Below are 14,845 nucleotides of genomic sequence, written 5' to 3' on the forward strand. Positions count from 1 at the left end.
GGACCGCGCGGGTGACCGCCCCGGGCGGCGGGCGGACCCCCCGGACCTTCGCCGGGGTCTGTCACGGGACGCTCGGCGAGCTGTACCAGGGTCCCCTGGCCCCCTCGCCGGAGCCGGACATCGCCCTGGTGTCGTTCCCCGTGGACCGGCACTCCTGGGTCTACTTCACCCCCGGCGCGCGGGAGACGGGCCCCTCGCCCCTCGGGCCCAAGTCCCGGGCGGCGGTGCGGCTGTTCACCGAGCACTTCGGGGTGGCCCTGCCGCCGGGCCGCTGGAGCACCCACTCGGAACTGCCGGTCGGGGTGGGGATGGCCAGTTCCACCGCCGATGTGGTGGCCACGCTGCGCTGTCTGTTCCGGATCTTCGCGCTGCCCTGGCAACCCCGGCTCGTCACCGGTCTGCTGGCCCGGATAGAGCGGGCCGACAGCGTGTTCCTGGACGAGTTCGCGCTGTACCTCAGTGCCCGTCATCGGGTGGTGCGTCGACTCGGCACCTCCCTCGGGTTCCATACCGCCTACGTCGTCGAGCAGGGCGGTGTGGACACGTCCGCCGTCACTCCCCTGCTGCTGCGGCAGTACCGGCGACGCGGACAGGAGTACGAGCGGTGCCTGAGCGACCTGCTCAAGGGCTTCGCCGTCGGCGACCCGGCCGCGGTGGCCCGGGCGTCGACCACCAGTGCCGCGCTCGCCCAGGAGGTCCTGCCGAAACGGACCTTCGACACCGTCCTCGCCCACCGCGAGGAGTTCGGGGCCGACGGCGTCTTCGTCGCCCACACCGGCTCGCTGGTCGGATACCTGTTCTCCCACCGGATCGGGTTCTCGACCAGGGACGAGCTGTCCGCGTTCTTCCACTCGCTCGGCCACCAGTGCGCCTTCGCCCAAGGAGGATACGGGTGATCCACCCCCACATCGCCGACGCCCTCAAGACCCCCGACCTGGTCCGGCTGGCCCCCGGCACGGTCCTGCTCCGCTTCGAGTCGATGAAGGTCTACTCGGCTCTGGCCGCCGTCCGCCGGTTGCTCGACCGGGGCACGGTCCGCCCGGGACAGACCCTCGTCGACAGTTCCAGCGGCATCTACGCCTACGCCCTGGCGCTCGCCTGCCACCGGTACGGCATGCGCTGCCACATCGTCGCCTCCACCACCGTGGACGAGACCACCCACGCCCAGCTGGAGGTCCTCGGGGCGACCGTGGAACGCGTCAGACCCTCGGAGAACCTCAAACTGGACCAGGAGCTGCGGGTGCGACGGGTCCGGGAGATCCTCGCCGACCGGCCGGACGTCCACTGGATGCGCCAGTACCACGACGACGTCCACTACCTCGGCTACCAGGAGGTCGCCGACCTGGTGACCCGTGAGCTGCCGGGGCGGGAGCTGACCCTCGTCGGCGGGGTCGGTTCCGGCGCCTCGACCGGCGGACTGGTGGAGCGGCTGCGGCTGACCGACCCGTCCGTCCGGCTGGTCGGCGTCCAGCCCTTCGGCAGCGTCACCTTCGGCAGCGAGGACCACCACGACCCGGAGGCCATCATCGCCGGGATCGGCTCCTCCATCGTCTTCGACAACGTCCGCCACCACCTCTACGACGCGGTGCACTGGATGGACTTCACCCACGCCATGGCCGGGACGGTCGCCCTGCTGCGCGACCACGCGGTCTTCGCCGGGCTGTCCACCGGCGCCGCCTACCTCACCGCCCTCCACGAGGCGCGCCGGGACCCCGACCGCGTCCACCTGGTGATCGGCGCGGACACCGGGCACCGCTACGTCTCCCGGGTGTACGCCCGGCACGCCGAGGCCCTGGACCCGGCCGGGCTGAAACCGGTCGAGGTGGGCTCCCCCCAGCAGATGACCATGCCGTGGTCCACGATGGCGTGGAACCGCGCGCCGGGCCCGGCCGACCGGAAGGAGCACGCCGCGTGACCGTGGCCTGCCTGGAATCGCTCACCTTCGGCCTCGGGCACCTGGCGCGCGCCGCCGGACGGCTCGGGGAGCGCCTGGTGCTGCTCACCCGCGACCCGGGGTACTACGCCTACGAACTGGAACGGCTGGAGCCGGGCGCGCTGGACGTGGTGGAGGTCGACACCTTCGACACCGCCGCCGTCACCGCCGCGCTGGAGCGGCTGCCGGAGCTGCGCGGGCTGATCGGCTCCACCGACACCTGGACCCTGGTCGGCGCGGAACTCACCGCCGCCTTCGGGCTGCCCGGGCTCGCCCCGGACGTCCTGCGGCTGACCCGCGACAAGGCCCGGGTCCGCACGGCGCTGTACGAGGCCGGACTGACCCGGGCCCCCGCCACCGAGGCGACGGGGACGGGGGTCGGGAGCGAGCTGCGGGACGCGGTCCTCAAGCGGACCGGACTGCCCGCCGTCCTCAAGGACACGGCGGGCACCGGCAGTCAGAACGTGTGGCTGGTGCGCGACGAGGCCGCGCTGGACGCGGCGCTGGCGGAAGCCGCCGACCGGCGGCTCACCGGACGGCTGTTCGCGGAGCCCTTCTTCGCCGGGCCGGTCTACAGTGCCGAGACCCTCACCTGGGAGGGCCGCACCCGGCTGCTCGGGGTGTCCAGCAGGCTGATGTCGAGGGAGCCCCGCTTCCGGGAGGAGATCACCGCCTTCCCGGTGGCGTTCCCCGAGGAGCGGCGGGCGGCCCTCGCGCGCTGGCTGGACCGGGTGCTCGCCGCCGTCGGGTACACCGACCGGTTCGCGCACGTCGAGTTCGCCCTGACCGCCACCGGACCCGAGGTGGTGGAGATCAACCCGCGGATCGGGGGCGCCCTGGTCGGCGAGGGCCTGTGCCGGTCCCTCGGGGTCAACGTCTACGAGGCGATGGTGCAGACCGCGCTGGGGGTGCGGCCCGCGCTGATGGACCTGGACCCGCCCGGCGGCCCGGCCGTCGCCTTCGTCCTCGGCTACCCCGACCGGGCCGGGGTGTTCACCGGCGTCGAGGGGCTGGAACGGCTGACGGAGATGCCCGGCGCGCCCGTCTGGTACCCGGTCAAGCGGACCGGCGACCGGATCGAGCACCTGGACGACAGCCGGGGCTACGCGGGCATCGTCTACGCGGAGGCCGAGACCGCCGAACTCGCCACCCACCACGCGGTGGCGGCGGCGAACGCGGTACGGGTGCTGACCCGGCCGCTCACCGACGCGGAGCGCGGCGGCGGTGGCTGACCCGGCCACCGGCGGGCCCTCGCCGCGCGCCGTCCTGGCGACGCTGGGCGGCGGGGCGCGCTTCCTGCTGCTCAGCTCGTTCCTGATCCCGCTCGGCAGCTTCATGGTGCTGCCGTTCATGTCGGTGTTCCTGCACGAACGGCTCGGCATGGGGCTGGGCGCGGTGGGCGCGGTCCTCGCCGTCGCCTCCCTGGTGCAGTTCTCCGGCGGGATCCTCGGCGGCGCGCTGGCCGACCGGATCGGGCTGCGGCGGACCATGCTGTGGGCGCTGGTGATCCGCACGGCGGGGTTCGCGGGGCTGCTCCTCGCGCTGCGCTGGCCGCCGCTGGCCGTCGCCGCGCTCGTCCTCACCTGCGGCGGGGCGGCCCTGTACCTCCCGGCGAACAAGGCGTACCTGGTGCACGGGGTGGACGAGGAGCGCCGCCCGGCGTTCCTGTCCCTCGGCAACGCGGCGCTGAACGCGGGGATGGCGGTGGGGCCGCTGGTCGCGGGCCCCTTCGTCCTGGAGTCGCCGGGGCCGGTGTTCCTCGCCTCGGCCGCCCTGTTCGTGGTGGTCACGGTGGGGCACGCCCGGCTGCCCCCGGTGGACGAGGGCAGCGTCCCCGGCCCCGTCCCCTCCCCCGGCCCTGCCCCGGTCCCCGTCCCCGACGCGTCCGGGGCGTCGGGGCCCGGGGCGTCGGAACGCGGAACCCCGGGGCACGGATCGCCGGGCTCCGGGCTGTCGGCGCGCGGGCTGCTGGCGGGGGTGGCGGTGCTGCCGTTCGCCGCCAACGCCCTGGCGTTCTACCTGTACTTCCACTTCCAGCACTATCTGGCGGTGTACGCGGTGGAGCGGGCGTCGGCCACGTTCTACAGCCTGGTGCTGCTGCTCTGCTTCGTCCTGGTGATCGTCGTCCAGCCGCTGGCCTCGTCGGCGATCGGACGGATGCCCTACGGCCTCGCCCTGGCGGGGGGCTTCGCGGGGCTGGCGGCGGGACTCGCGGTGCTCGCGGTCGGCACCCGGCCCGCGCTGCTGGCGGGCGGAGTGCTCATCACCCTCGCCGACATCGTGCTGTTCCTCAAGAACGACCTGGAGGCGCTGCGTCGCGGCACCCGCTCCGACGCGGTGGTCTTCGGTCAGCAGCGGCTCGCGGCGGGGCTCGGCGCCGGGGCCAGCGGGGCGCTCGGCGGACTGCTCTACGGGCTGACCGACCGGGCGGGCGGCACCGGCACGTTCTGGCTGGTGGCCGCCGCGCAGTGTCTGCTGCTGCCGCCCCTGTTGCTGCTCCTGGCGAGGAGGCGGACCGTCGCCGTCCCGGACCCGGCCGCCACCGGGGCCCCCGGGGCGGGGGCCGCGACCGGTGAGAGCCCCGGGAGCACCGGGCCCGACCGGACCGCCGGCCCACCGGACACCACCGGCACCACCCACACCCGCACCCACGCCGGCACCGGCCTAACTGGCACCAGCACCCACACCAGCACCCACACCAGCACCAGCACCAGCACCAGCACCAGCACTCAAGGCTCCCCCCATTCCCACGCCCCCGGCGACTCAGACGGCCCCAACCGTGACCCCGACCCCGACCCCGACCCCGAAGGGACGAGTACCCACCATGGCGCACACCGGCGGATTCCAGGACGATGACTTCTGGAGCGAGTTCACCGACTTCCTCTTCTCCGAACAGCGCTTCTCCCAGGCCGAGGAGCTGCTGGACACCTCCCCGCTGCTGACCTTCCCCGAAGGGACGCGCGTCCTCGACCTGTGCTGCGGGCCGGGGGTGTTCACGGTGCCGCTCGCCCGCCGGGGCCACGAGGTGACCGGCGTCGACCGCAGCCCCGTCCTGCTGGAGCGGGCGAGGAAGCTGTCGGCGGAGGCGGGGGTGAGCCCCCGGTACGTGGAGGCCGACGTACGGGAGTACGCGGCGCCCGGGTCCTTCGACGTGGTCCTCAACATGTTCACGTCCTTCGGGTACTTCGAGGACCCCGAGGACAACGCGGGGGTGCTGCGCACGGTCCACGACGCCCTGGTGCCGGGCGGCACCCTCGTCCTGGACCTGGCCGGGAAGGAGTTGCTGGCGCGCAAGGTCACCCCGCCCAAGGTCGTCACCCGGGGCGAGGACCTGCTCGTGCAGACCGACTCGGTGCTGGACGACTGGGCCCGGCTGCGCAGCGACTGGGTGCTGGTGCGGGGCGAGCGGGTGACCCGGGCCAGCCTGGTGTGGTTCGTCTACAGCGCGGTGGAGCTGCGCGCGATGGCGCGGGAGGCCGGGTTCGAGGGGATCGAGGTGTTCGGCGGGTTCGACGGACGGCCCTACGACGAGCACGCCGAACGGCTGATCCTCCGGGCGGTCCGCCCCGCATGACGACCGTCCTCCACCGGCGCACCGGCCCCGGCTCCCGACCGCGCCGGGCGTCGCGAGCGGCACTCGCGGTCGCACTGGTCTCCGCCTTGGCCGGGGCCTGCGGCGATCCCGGGGAGACCGGCGGTCACGGCTCCGGGGCCGCCCCCGCCGGGTTCCCCCTGACCGTCGACAACTGCGGGGTGCGCACCGTCTACGAGCGGCCGCCCGCCCGGGCCGTGACCCTCCATCAGCACCCCACCGAGGTGATGCTGGCGCTCGGGCTGCGGGACCGGCTGGTCGGCACGGCCTTCCCCGAGTCGGACGTTCCGGCCCCCTACGCGGAGGAGTACCGGAGCATCCCCCGGCTCGCCGAGAAGGAGCCGTCGTTCGAGACGGTGCTGAACGCGGAACCGGACTTCGTGTACGGGGGCTACGGCAGCGCGTTCGCCAAGGAGGAGGGCCGTTCGCGCGCGGCGTTCACCCGGGCGGGCGTGGCCACGTACCAGAACAGGGAGTACTGCGGGCGGAAGCGGGTGTCCATGGCGGACGTCTACGCGGAGTTCCGCGCCGTCGGTGACGTCTTCGGAGTGCGGGAGCGGGCCGACCGGCTGGTGGCCGGGATGCGGCGGCGGGTCGACGGCGCGCACCGGGCGGTGCGCGACGCCCGCGCGGTCCCGGTGTTCGTCTACGACAGCGGCGACGGGACGGCGTACACGGCGGGCTCCCGGGGCCTCGGCACCGAGATCGTCCGGCTGGCCGGGGGACGCAACGTGTTCGCCGACGTGGACGGGGTCTTCGCGGACGTGTCCTGGGAACAGGTCGCGGTGCGCCGGCCCGAGGTGATCGTGATCCACGACTACACCGGCGCGGGCGGCGCGGAGCGGAAGCGGGACTTCCTGCTCTCCCATCCGCTCCTCAAGGAGGTGCCCGCGATCCGGAACGAACGCTTCGTGGTGGTCCCGTTGACCGCGACCCTGATCGGAGCGCGTCCCCCACGGACGGTCGAGACCCTGGCCCGGAGTCTGCACCCCGGACGCTTCGACTGACCGGTCCGGTCCGGCGGGGAGGGGGGACACGGCCGGGAACGGCCGTGGTCGCGGTGGGCCGGGGTCGTCCGCCCGTACGCCCCGCGCGGAGGCCGGGCCGGAACCGTTCCTCATCCGGACGTCGGCTCCGGCGCGGACGGCCCCGGCCGGGTCCGCACGCCCCACCGGGCGAGACGCGGACCGCCCGCGCCCAGCGCCGCGAAGAACAACGCCAGCAGCAGCCAGCCCGCCGTGCCGAGACCGAGGACCAGCGTGGTGAGGACCACGGGGGCGAGGGCCTGGCCCGCGCTGAAGCCGAGGCCGAGGAGACCTTGGTACTGGCCCTGGGCGTGGTCGGGGGCGAGACCGAAGCCCAGCGCGAAGCCCGCCGAGGACTCCCACACCTCGGCCAGGCTATGGACGAAGACCGCCACCAGAACCAGCGCCACCGCCGCCCAGAGCGGGGTGTACGCGGCCAGCGCCATCATCGGGCAGCTGACGAGGAAGAGCAGCCCGGCGGTGCGGAACGCCCTGCCGCCGTCCTGCGGGGTCTCGATGCGGGAACCGATCCTGGTCTGCGTCAGTACGCAGAAGGCGGCGTTGACGGCGAACAGCGCGGCCACCGTCCAGCGCGGCGCTTCGGTGTGTTCGGCGATCCAGATCGGCAGGAGCAGGGAGACCACCGGGTACTGCAGCCCCATGGCCCCGTAGAGGGCGGTGAACGTCAGGAACGGGCGGTCCGTGACGGCGAGCCAGCGGCGCTGTCGCGGTGGCGCCGCCAGCACCGGGTAACGGGGCAGCAGGAGCAGGAGCAGCGCGCACAGGGCGAAGCTCGCCGCGTTGCCGAGGATCAGCGCGACGTAGGCGCCACGGGTGTCCACGGCGAGTGCCAGCCCGGCCCCCGCCGTCCCGAAGATGACGCCCAGATTGACGAAGGTCCGCAGCCTCGCCCGGAACAGCGCCGGGCGGGGGCCTCCGACCCTGGCCACCAGAGCGCCCCAGGCCGCCCCGCCGACCGCGGCGGCGATCTGGTCGACCGTCGCGACGACCATGAGCGCGGCCCAGCTCTCGACGAGGACGAGGGACGCCATCGACACGGCCTGGACCGCGAGGGCCAGCATCATGATCGCGCGCGCCCCGCGGCGGTCGGCGAGATGGCCTCCGGGTATCCCCGCGCACAGACCGATCACTCCGGCGACGGTGAGCGCGACGCCGACCTGCGCCGCGGGCAGGCCCACGACCAGGGTGAAGTACAGCGCCGACGCCGCGTTGAACAGGCCGTTGCCGACACGGTTGACGAAGCTGGCGGCGATCAGCACGCGTTCCGGCCCGCTGTCCCCCGCCACGCGGCCTATTCGGTCGGCCAAGCCGCTCCGGGTCATGAACGGCAGGCTAGCAGCGGGCACCGAACCCCTAGCGGAGGGTCGATGACCTGGTCCGATCCCCCGCCCGGACGCTTCGACCGACCGGAGGGAACGGCCCGAAGTGGTGGCCGTCGCGGGGCTGGGGGCGTCCGGCTGCCTGGACGGCGAGGAGCCGGCCCGGTGGTGCCGCGGCCCCGTGGCTCACCGGGCGGAGACATCCGGGGAAACGTCACGGACGTCGTCGGTGAAGCTCTCCTCGATCCAGCGGGCGTCCGTCAGATAGCGGCGGTCGTGTCCCTCCGCGAGGTGCCGGGCGAACGCCGGGTGCCCGGCACCGGCCTGCTGGCGCATCCACGCGACCAGGGACCTCAGCCGCTCCGCCGCCGTGGCGGGCAGCTCCGTCCGCTCCTCTCGGGACAGGCCGTAGGAGTCGGCGAACAGCGCCAGCCGACGCCGTGCCTCCGGCAGCGGCAGCGTGTGCTCCACCTCGTCCGGGGCGTACAGGGGGACGAAACGGTAGGCGGTGTAGGCGGCGTCCCACAGCCGGGGGCCGGGGTGGGCGGTGTCGAAGTCGATGAAGGCGACGGGGAGCCGGTCGCGGAAGACCGTGTTGTAGGTGGCCGCGTCCCCGTGGCAGATGACCTCGGCCGGCTCGCGCGTCGGGAACTGCCAGACGTCGCCGGGCTCCCGTACGAAACCGGCGGAGGCGTCGTGGAGTTCCCGGAGCAGCCGGGCGGCGGCGACGAGCGACGCGTCGCTCCGCACCTGGGGATCGGCGAAGTCATGGCCCACCTCGCCGGGCAGGAACTCGACGATCTCCTCGGTGCCGTCCTCACCGAACCCGTACGGGCGCGGAGCGGCGGTGCATCCCGTCGCGCGCAGATGGGCGAGCAGACGCTGGACGGTGGCGCTCCACGGACCGGCGGGACGGCGGACGAGCCCGCCCTCGCGGACGACCCGGTTGACTCCGCCCAGCAGCACCTCTCGATCCTCCATCGGGCCAGGCTAACCGGGCGGGCGGGGCAGCGGCGGCGGCGCCCGGCGGGCACGGAACCCCCGGAACCGGCTTGACCCTGACGCTGCGTGAGGCTGAAGGGTGAGGGGCATGAGCGACGACACCACCTATTACGACGCGTTCGACATCAGCCCCGTACCCACCCCCGGCCCGGACGCGGTCGCGCCGGAACCGTTCCACGGGATCTACGGGATGCCCGCGTTCGCGACGGTCCCCACCCGTGATCTCGCGGCGTCGGTGGACTTCTGGGTCCATGGCCTCGGGTTCTTCGAACTCTTCGGCGCCCCCGGCCAGTTGGTTCACCTCCGCCGTTGGGCGTTCCAGGACGTGCTGCTCGTCGCGGCGGAGGAGGTTCCGGAGCGGCCCCCGGCGATGGGGCTGAGCTTCGCCTGCGTGCTCGGCCAGATCGACTCCCTAGTGGAGCGGTGCCAGGCGCTGCGCCCCGGCTCGGTGGAGGGCCCCCGGGACACCCCCTGGAACACCCGCGACATGACGGTGATCACCCCGGAGAACGCGCGGATCGTCCTCACCGCGGCGAAGCCCTTCGTCCCGGGCAGCGCGGAGGCCCGGAACCTGGAGGCCATGGGCATCACCCCGCCGGGCGGGCCCGGCGACAATGGACCGCATGCCTGACGCCCCCGCAGCCGACGACGAAGCCGACGACACCCGGGCGGAGGGGCTGACCGTCGGTCAGGTCTCGGCGCGGCTGGGGGTGACGGTCCGCGCGCTGCACCACTGGGACGGCATCGGTCTCGCGCGGCCGTCACTGCGCACGGCCGCCGGGTACCGGCTGTACACCGCCGCCGATCTGGACCGGCTGCACCGCGTCGTCGTCTACCGGGAGACCGGGCTCGGCCTGGACGGCATCCGGGCCGTGCTGGACGACCCGACGGCGGACGTGCCCGGCGCGCTGCGCGCCGAGCGCGCCCGGATCACCGAGCGGATCGAGCGACTCCAGCGGCTCGGCGCCGGGCTGGACCGGATGATCGACGCCCATGAACGCGGCCCGCTGCTCACCGCCGAGCAGCAGACCGCGGTCTTCGGCCCCGGCTGGAACCCGGAGTGGACCGTCCAGGCGCGCCGGCGCTACGGGGACACCGAACAGTGGCGGCAGTACGCCGAGCGGGCGGCCACCCGTGGTCCACGGGAGTGGCGGGCGGTCGCCGACGCCGTCACGGCGCTCGACCGGGAGCTCGGGGACGCGATGGACGCCGGGGTCGCGCCGGGCGGCGCGGAGGCGAACCGGCTGGTGGAGCGGCACCGGGAGGTCTTCGGCGCGTACTTCCCCCTCAGCAGACGGATGCAGGTCTGCCTCGCCCGTGGATACGAGTCCGATCCGGCGTTCGCCGCCCACTACGACGGCGTCCGCCCCGGGCTCGCCGCCTGGTTCCGCCGCGCGGTGGACGCCAGCGCCCGCGCGCACGGCATCGACCCCGACACCGCGACCTGGGAGTGACGCCCTCCTCCCCCGCGCTCCCGCCCCTGCCTCCGCCTCCCCCTTCCCCTCCCTTCCCCTCCCTCGATGTAAAGAATTCTTGACCTGCCGCCCAGGAAAGCCCTACCTTCGCCATGTCAGGTTTCTTTGACATCACCGACCCGGGAGACGGGACGCGGTGGACGGGGAGGGGTCATGGCGACGGGAGAGCGGCGCGCGTGGATCACCGCGCTGGTGGCGGTCGTGGCGTACGCGGGCTATCTGGTGGCGGTGCTCGGCCGGGCGGACGGACGGCCCCTCGCCGAGGTGCCCTACACGGCGGCGCTGCTGTGGAGCGTCGGCGGGGCCGTCGTCGCGACCGTGGTCCTGGAGGCCGTCGCGGCGGCGGTCTTCCGCGCCGACGGCACCGCGACGGACGTCCGCGACCGCGAGATCGGCCGGCTGGGCGAGCACGTCGGGCAGTCCTTCCTCGCCATCGGCGGCCTCGGGGTGCTCGCGCTGGCCGTCGTCGAGGCCGACCACTTCTGGATCGCCCAGACCGTCCAGCTGGCGTTCGTGCTCTCCGCGCTGCTCGGCTCGGCCACCCGGATCGCCTGCTACCGGGTGGGGTTCCAGTCGTGGTGAAGCCGACCCGGGTCACCAACACGATCCGCGCGCTGCGGACCGCGCACGCCGAGATGACCCAGGCGGAACTGGCGGACCGGCTGGGCGTCACCCGGCAGACGGTGATCGCCATCGAGAAGGGCCGCTACTCGCCCTCGCTGGAGATGGCGTTCCAAATCGCCCGGGTCTTCGGCGTCCCGCTGGACGAGGTCTTCCAGTACCCCGAGTCCTGACCCGCCCGTACGCCCGTCCAGCCGTCGGCGCGCCGACCGGCGGCCCCGACCACCATCAGCACCCTCCGGGAGGAAACGTGAAGGCCATCGTCCAGGACCGGTACGGAGACACCGGTGTGCTGCGGCTGCGGGAGGTACCGGAACCGGTGCCCGGTGAGCGCGAGGTGCTCTTCCGGGTCACGGCCGCCGGACTCGACGCGGGCGTCTGGCACCTGATGACCGGACTGCCCCTGCTGGTACGGGTCATGGGGTACGGGCTGCGGGCTCCCCGGACAGCGGTCCGGGGCCGCGAGGCGGCGGGGCGGGTGACGGCGGTCGGCCCCGGGGTCACCCGGTTCCGGCCCGGCGACGAGGTGTTCGGCTACTGCGAGGGGGCCTTCGCCGAGTACGCGGTGGCCCGCGAGGACCAGTTGCTGACCCGGCCCGCCGCGATCACCGCGCACCAGGCGGCGGCCCTGCCGATCTCCTCCGTCACCGCGCTCCAGGCGGTGCGCGACCGGGGCCGGGTCCGCGAGGGGCAGCGGGTGCTGGTGATCGGCGCGGGCGGCGGAGTGGGGACGTACGCCGTCCAGCTGGCCCGGGCGGCGGGCGCCGTGGTCACCGGGGTGTGCGGCACCGGCAAGACCGCGCTGGTGCGCTCGCTGGGTGCGGAGGCCGTCGTCGACTACACCGTCGAGGACGTGACCCGCCGCCCCGAACGGTACGACCTGGTCGTGGACGCAGCGGGCGGCCGTCCGCTCCGGGCGCTGCGCCGGGTGCTCACCCCGCGCGGCACCCTGGTCATCGTCGGTTCGGAGACCGGCGGTCGCTGGCTCGGCGGCACCGACCGGTTGGCGAGGGCCTCGCTGCTGTCCACCGTCACCCGGCAGCGGCTGCTGGGCCTGGTGTCCGCCGAACGGACCGCGGACCTGGAACACGTCGCCGGGCTGGTGGAGCGCGGGACGGTCACCCCGGTGGTCGGCGGCGTCCACGCCCTGGCGGAGGTTCCCACGCTGATCGACCGGCTCCGGGCGGGAGGCGTGGACGGGAAGGCGGTCATCGCCCCCTGACTTGAGCCCGCCCCCGGCACCCGCCGACCGAACGTCCTGGACACTTCGGATGCCTCGGACGCCTCGGGCATCACCGGAACCCCGGACGCCCCAGGCCCCCGATCCGCACCGGGCCCGTCAAGAGCCGGACCCGGCCACCGCCCGCCCCGGCCGGAGCGGGCCCGGGCCGGGCCGGGCGGCGGCGGGGCCGTAGGGTTCTGCCTCGTGCGCCAGCTCGTCGAAATCTCCGATCTGATCACGGCCGTGGACCCCCGGGACGGCCGTCGGCTGCCCGTGCGGCGCGCCGAGGTGATCCGGCGGCTGAGCGGGATCGGGGACGAGCGCGCGGTCCGGATCGTCGCCGGGCTGCCCGTGGACCGGGCGGGCGTGCTCGACCCCGACGCCGTGGACCGGCTGCTCATCGGCGTCCACACCGAGCTCCAGCGGCTGAGCGAGGAGCTGCGGATCGGCGACCGGCTGACGCATCTGCTGAGGCCGCTCCTCACCGCGGTCCGGACGGCCGCCGGGCGGCCCGGACCGTACCGTCTGGTGGACGTCGGCTGCGGGCTGGGCTATCTGGTCCGGTGGCTGGCGGTCACCGGCGCGCTGGGCCCGGACGTCGAACTGGTCGGGGTCGACCTCGACGCCGCGCTGGTCGGCGAGGCGGACCGGCTCGCCCGTGCGGAAGGGCTGGACTGCCGGTTCGTCCACGGGAACGCCTTCGACCTGCCGGAGGCCGCGACCGTCTACGTCTCCACCGGGCTGCTGCACCACTTCCGAGGCCCCGCCCTGACCGAGTTCTTCCGGGCCCAGGCCGCGTCACCGGCACTGGCCTTCTGCCACTACGACATCGCCGCGACCCGGCTGGCGCCCCTCGGCGCCCGGATCTTCCACCGGGCCCGGATGCGCGATCCGCTCGGCCGTCACGACGGCGTGGTCTCCGCGCTGCGCGCGCACGACGACGGGACCCTGCTGCGGGCCGCCTCGGTACCCGGTGTCCGCCCGCTGGTGTACGAGCCGCGCGGCACCGCGAACCCCTTCTGCACCACGCTGCGCCCGGTCATCGGGGTGCGTCCGCCGCTGGAGGAAGCGCTCCGCCGCGCCCTGGGGCGGGACGCGCGCCGTCTGGTGGGACCGGAGCACCTCACCGGGGCCGTCCGATGACGTCCGCCGTTCCGCTGGTGCCGCTCGTACTGCTCGCCCTGGCCGACGCGGCGTTCAGCGGCTTCCGCGCCTACGCGGGCACCGACGCCCGCATCCGCAAACGGCGGGCCACCCTCCGGGCGGCGCTGCGCGGGCTGACCGTGGGAACGGTCCTGCTGCTCGCCCCGACGGTGACCGCCGCCCTGGTCCTGCTGACCTCGGACGACCGGGAGCGGGCCTACGACGCGCTGACCGCCGGGGGGATCGGCTCCCTGCTGCCGCTCACCGGCTACGCCGCCGTGGTGCTGCTCTCCCTCGCCGCCTACTTCGCCCTGCCGTTCCGGGCCGGGACCCTCGCGGTGGTCGTCGGTCTCGGCCCGCTGACCCTGGCGCGCCCCCTGGTCGTCGCCGTCGCCTGCGCGGGCGCGGCCCTCTTCGGCGGGGGCTCCGCCCTGCTGGTCTGCGCGGTGGCGGGTGCCGCCGTGCTGTGCGTCGAGCCCTTGACGCACCGGCGCTGGTACCGGCGGGTGCGATAGCCGCCGGATACCTCTGGATCACGGACCACGGACCACGGCCGCCCCGCTCCGGGTTGCGGAGCGGGGCGGCCGTGGTCGTCGGTCGTCAGACGCGGTCGGCCGCGATCAGGAGGTACTGGAAGGAACCGTCCCGGTAGGAGTTGATGAACGCGTCCTCGATGCCGGTGGTCAGGGACGAGGTGGCGCGCAGCTCCCAGTAGGGCAGGGTGGCGGCGGTCAGGTCGACGACCGCCTGGGGGACGAGGCGGTTGTCGGCCAGGGCCTTCATGTACTCGCGACGGGAGTGGATGTTGCACTCGAAGTGCGCGTTGATCTGCGACACCCACTTGGAGGGCTGGCCGTAGACCGGGTTCCAGCATCCGGTGATGGTGACGTACCGGCCGCCCCGGGCGAGGAGGCGGGCGTGCTCCGCGAACAGGTCGTGGAGGTCCACGTACATGCTCGACTCGTTGTTCCACGAGGCCCTGGCGAGGCCGGTCGTGAAGGGGGTGTCGAGCATGTTGCAGACCTGGGCCCGCACGGACTTGTCGATGCCCAGTTCACCGGCCCGGCGGTTGGCGAACGCGGCCTGCTTCGCCGACAGGGTGACCCCCTCCACCGAGCAGCCGAAGCGCTGGTGGGCCATCACCATCGAACCGCCCCGGCCGCAGCCCGCGTCCACCAGGGTGTCACCGGGCCCGACGTCCCCGAGGTGGTCCAGGAGGACGTCGGTCTGGGCGGACTCCAGCCGGTGCAGCTCGGCGACGAGCCGTTGGTCCCGGTCGGGGGCGCCGGGTTCGCCCAGGGCCGCGTGGTCGACGTCACCGATTCCGTAGTGGTGGTGGTAGAGGCCGTCGACGTCGCCGAGGCGCAGATTGACGGGCCGGGCCTCCTGGTCCCAGTAGCGCGCGATGTCGCCCTGGTAGGGCGTCGTCGGAGCGGGGACGGTGGCGGTGTTGGGGACGGGCAGGACTTCGGCAGTCACGGGTGGGTTCCTC

The 14,845-nt window shown here is 74.2% G+C and carries 16 protein-coding genes; 13 read left to right on the forward strand and 3 right to left on the reverse strand.

The genetic code is table 11. The features are described from left to right. Positions 1-11 precede the first annotated feature (11 nt). Genes ACVWNX_RS02885 through ACVWNX_RS02910 form a run of 6 tightly spaced genes read left to right on the forward strand, consistent with a single transcriptional unit; the run spans position 12 to position 6,532 of the window. A complete protein-coding gene (locus ACVWNX_RS02885) occupies positions 12-896 on the forward strand; it encodes a GHMP family kinase ATP-binding protein (RefSeq protein WP_454412265.1) in 885 nt (294 codons plus the stop codon). After that, positions 893-1,915 carry a cysteine synthase family protein gene (locus tag ACVWNX_RS02890; protein WP_454412266.1) on the forward strand — a complete coding sequence of 341 codons (1,023 nt, stop codon included), beginning with the start codon at positions 893-895 and terminating at the stop codon, positions 1,913-1,915. Before ACVWNX_RS02885 ends, ACVWNX_RS02890 begins: the two co-directional genes overlap by 4 nt. Continuing rightward, positions 1,912-3,165, forward strand: a complete 1,254-nt coding sequence (locus tag ACVWNX_RS02895; RefSeq protein ID WP_454412267.1) for an ATP-grasp domain-containing protein — start codon at positions 1,912-1,914, stop codon at positions 3,163-3,165. The genes ACVWNX_RS02890 and ACVWNX_RS02895 overlap by 4 nt, the downstream gene beginning before the upstream one ends. After that, positions 3,158-4,789, forward strand: a complete 1,632-nt coding sequence (locus ACVWNX_RS02900; protein WP_454412268.1) for an MFS transporter — start codon at positions 3,158-3,160, stop codon at positions 4,787-4,789. The genes ACVWNX_RS02895 and ACVWNX_RS02900 overlap by 8 nt, the downstream gene beginning before the upstream one ends. Next, the gene (locus tag ACVWNX_RS02905; protein ID WP_454412269.1) at positions 4,758-5,507 is read left to right on the forward strand and encodes a class I SAM-dependent methyltransferase; all 750 of its coding nucleotides are present in this window, start codon (positions 4,758-4,760) and stop codon (positions 5,505-5,507) included. Before ACVWNX_RS02900 ends, ACVWNX_RS02905 begins: the two co-directional genes overlap by 32 nt. Beyond that, the gene (locus tag ACVWNX_RS02910; protein WP_454412270.1) at positions 5,504-6,532 is read left to right on the forward strand and encodes an ABC transporter substrate-binding protein; all 1,029 of its coding nucleotides are present in this window, start codon (positions 5,504-5,506) and stop codon (positions 6,530-6,532) included. Before ACVWNX_RS02905 ends, ACVWNX_RS02910 begins: the two co-directional genes overlap by 4 nt. A 110-nt stretch (positions 6,533-6,642) precedes the next feature. Here the strand turns inward: ACVWNX_RS02910 and ACVWNX_RS02915 are convergent, their stop codons facing one another. Together ACVWNX_RS02915 and ACVWNX_RS02920 are read right to left on the reverse strand one after the other, a co-directional pair. Beyond that, on the reverse strand, positions 6,643-7,857 hold the full coding sequence (locus tag ACVWNX_RS02915) for an MFS transporter (protein ID WP_454412271.1): 1,215 nt from the start codon (positions 7,855-7,857) through the stop codon (positions 6,643-6,645). Between the two features lie 219 nt (positions 7,858-8,076). Further along, positions 8,077-8,871: a phosphotransferase gene (locus ACVWNX_RS02920; RefSeq protein WP_454412272.1), complete on the reverse strand. Its 795-nt coding sequence runs from the start codon at positions 8,869-8,871 to the stop codon at positions 8,077-8,079. 109 nt (positions 8,872-8,980) lie between these two features. Between ACVWNX_RS02920 and ACVWNX_RS02925 the strand changes: the two genes are divergently transcribed. From ACVWNX_RS02925 to ACVWNX_RS02955, 7 genes are all read left to right on the forward strand, one after another. Then, positions 8,981-9,523 (forward strand): VOC family protein, encoded by a 543-nt coding sequence (locus ACVWNX_RS02925; protein WP_454412273.1) that lies wholly within the window; start codon positions 8,981-8,983, stop codon positions 9,521-9,523. Next, on the forward strand, positions 9,516-10,346 hold the full coding sequence (locus ACVWNX_RS02930) for a MerR family transcriptional regulator (RefSeq protein WP_454412274.1): 831 nt from the start codon (positions 9,516-9,518) through the stop codon (positions 10,344-10,346). Before ACVWNX_RS02925 ends, ACVWNX_RS02930 begins: the two co-directional genes overlap by 8 nt. A gap of 174 nt (positions 10,347-10,520) precedes the next feature. After that, positions 10,521-10,949, forward strand: a complete 429-nt coding sequence (locus tag ACVWNX_RS02935) for a hypothetical protein (RefSeq protein ID WP_454412275.1) — start codon at positions 10,521-10,523, stop codon at positions 10,947-10,949. Then, entirely contained in the window at positions 10,943-11,161 is a 219-nt protein-coding gene (locus ACVWNX_RS02940; RefSeq protein WP_454412276.1) for a helix-turn-helix transcriptional regulator, read from the forward strand. The genes ACVWNX_RS02935 and ACVWNX_RS02940 overlap by 7 nt, the downstream gene beginning before the upstream one ends. A gap of 77 nt (positions 11,162-11,238) precedes the next feature. Next, positions 11,239-12,210 carry an NAD(P)-dependent alcohol dehydrogenase gene (locus ACVWNX_RS02945; protein WP_454412277.1) on the forward strand — a complete coding sequence of 324 codons (972 nt, stop codon included), beginning with the start codon at positions 11,239-11,241 and terminating at the stop codon, positions 12,208-12,210. Between the two features lie 204 nt (positions 12,211-12,414). Beyond that, positions 12,415-13,353: a class I SAM-dependent methyltransferase gene (locus ACVWNX_RS02950; RefSeq protein ID WP_454412278.1), complete on the forward strand. Its 939-nt coding sequence runs from the start codon at positions 12,415-12,417 to the stop codon at positions 13,351-13,353. Beyond that, complete coding sequence (locus tag ACVWNX_RS02955; protein ID WP_454412279.1) at positions 13,350-13,868, forward strand: hypothetical protein; 519 nt, start codon at positions 13,350-13,352, stop codon at positions 13,866-13,868. The genes ACVWNX_RS02950 and ACVWNX_RS02955 overlap by 4 nt, the downstream gene beginning before the upstream one ends. A gap of 85 nt (positions 13,869-13,953) precedes the next feature. On the opposite strand, the gene ACVWNX_RS02960 is transcribed toward ACVWNX_RS02955, so the two are convergent. Then, positions 13,954-14,832 (reverse strand): geranyl diphosphate 2-C-methyltransferase, encoded by an 879-nt coding sequence (locus tag ACVWNX_RS02960; RefSeq protein ID WP_454412280.1) that lies wholly within the window; start codon positions 14,830-14,832, stop codon positions 13,954-13,956. Between the last annotated feature and the right edge of the window lie 13 nt (positions 14,833-14,845).

It is taken from the genome of Streptomyces sp. JNUCC 64 (assembly GCF_054484115.1).

What these genes read in the sequence shown, in the direction of transcription:
- ACVWNX_RS02905 (WP_454412269.1), top strand. Translation starts at nt 4,758, where the DNA reads ATGGCGCACACCGGCGGATTCCAGGACGATGACTTCTGGAGCGAGTTC.
- ACVWNX_RS02910 (WP_454412270.1), top strand. Translation starts at nt 5,504, where the DNA reads ATGACGACCGTCCTCCACCGGCGCACCGGCCCCGGCTCCCGACCGCGC.
- ACVWNX_RS02920 (WP_454412272.1), bottom strand. Translation starts at nt 8,871, where the DNA reads ATGGAGGATCGAGAGGTGCTGCTGGGCGGAGTCAACCGGGTCGTCCGC.
- ACVWNX_RS02925 (WP_454412273.1), top strand. Translation starts at nt 8,981, where the DNA reads ATGAGCGACGACACCACCTATTACGACGCGTTCGACATCAGCCCCGTA.
- ACVWNX_RS02930 (WP_454412274.1), top strand. Translation starts at nt 9,516, where the DNA reads ATGCCTGACGCCCCCGCAGCCGACGACGAAGCCGACGACACCCGGGCG.
- ACVWNX_RS02935 (WP_454412275.1), top strand. Translation starts at nt 10,521, where the DNA reads ATGGCGACGGGAGAGCGGCGCGCGTGGATCACCGCGCTGGTGGCGGTC.
- ACVWNX_RS02955 (WP_454412279.1), top strand. Translation starts at nt 13,350, where the DNA reads ATGACGTCCGCCGTTCCGCTGGTGCCGCTCGTACTGCTCGCCCTGGCC.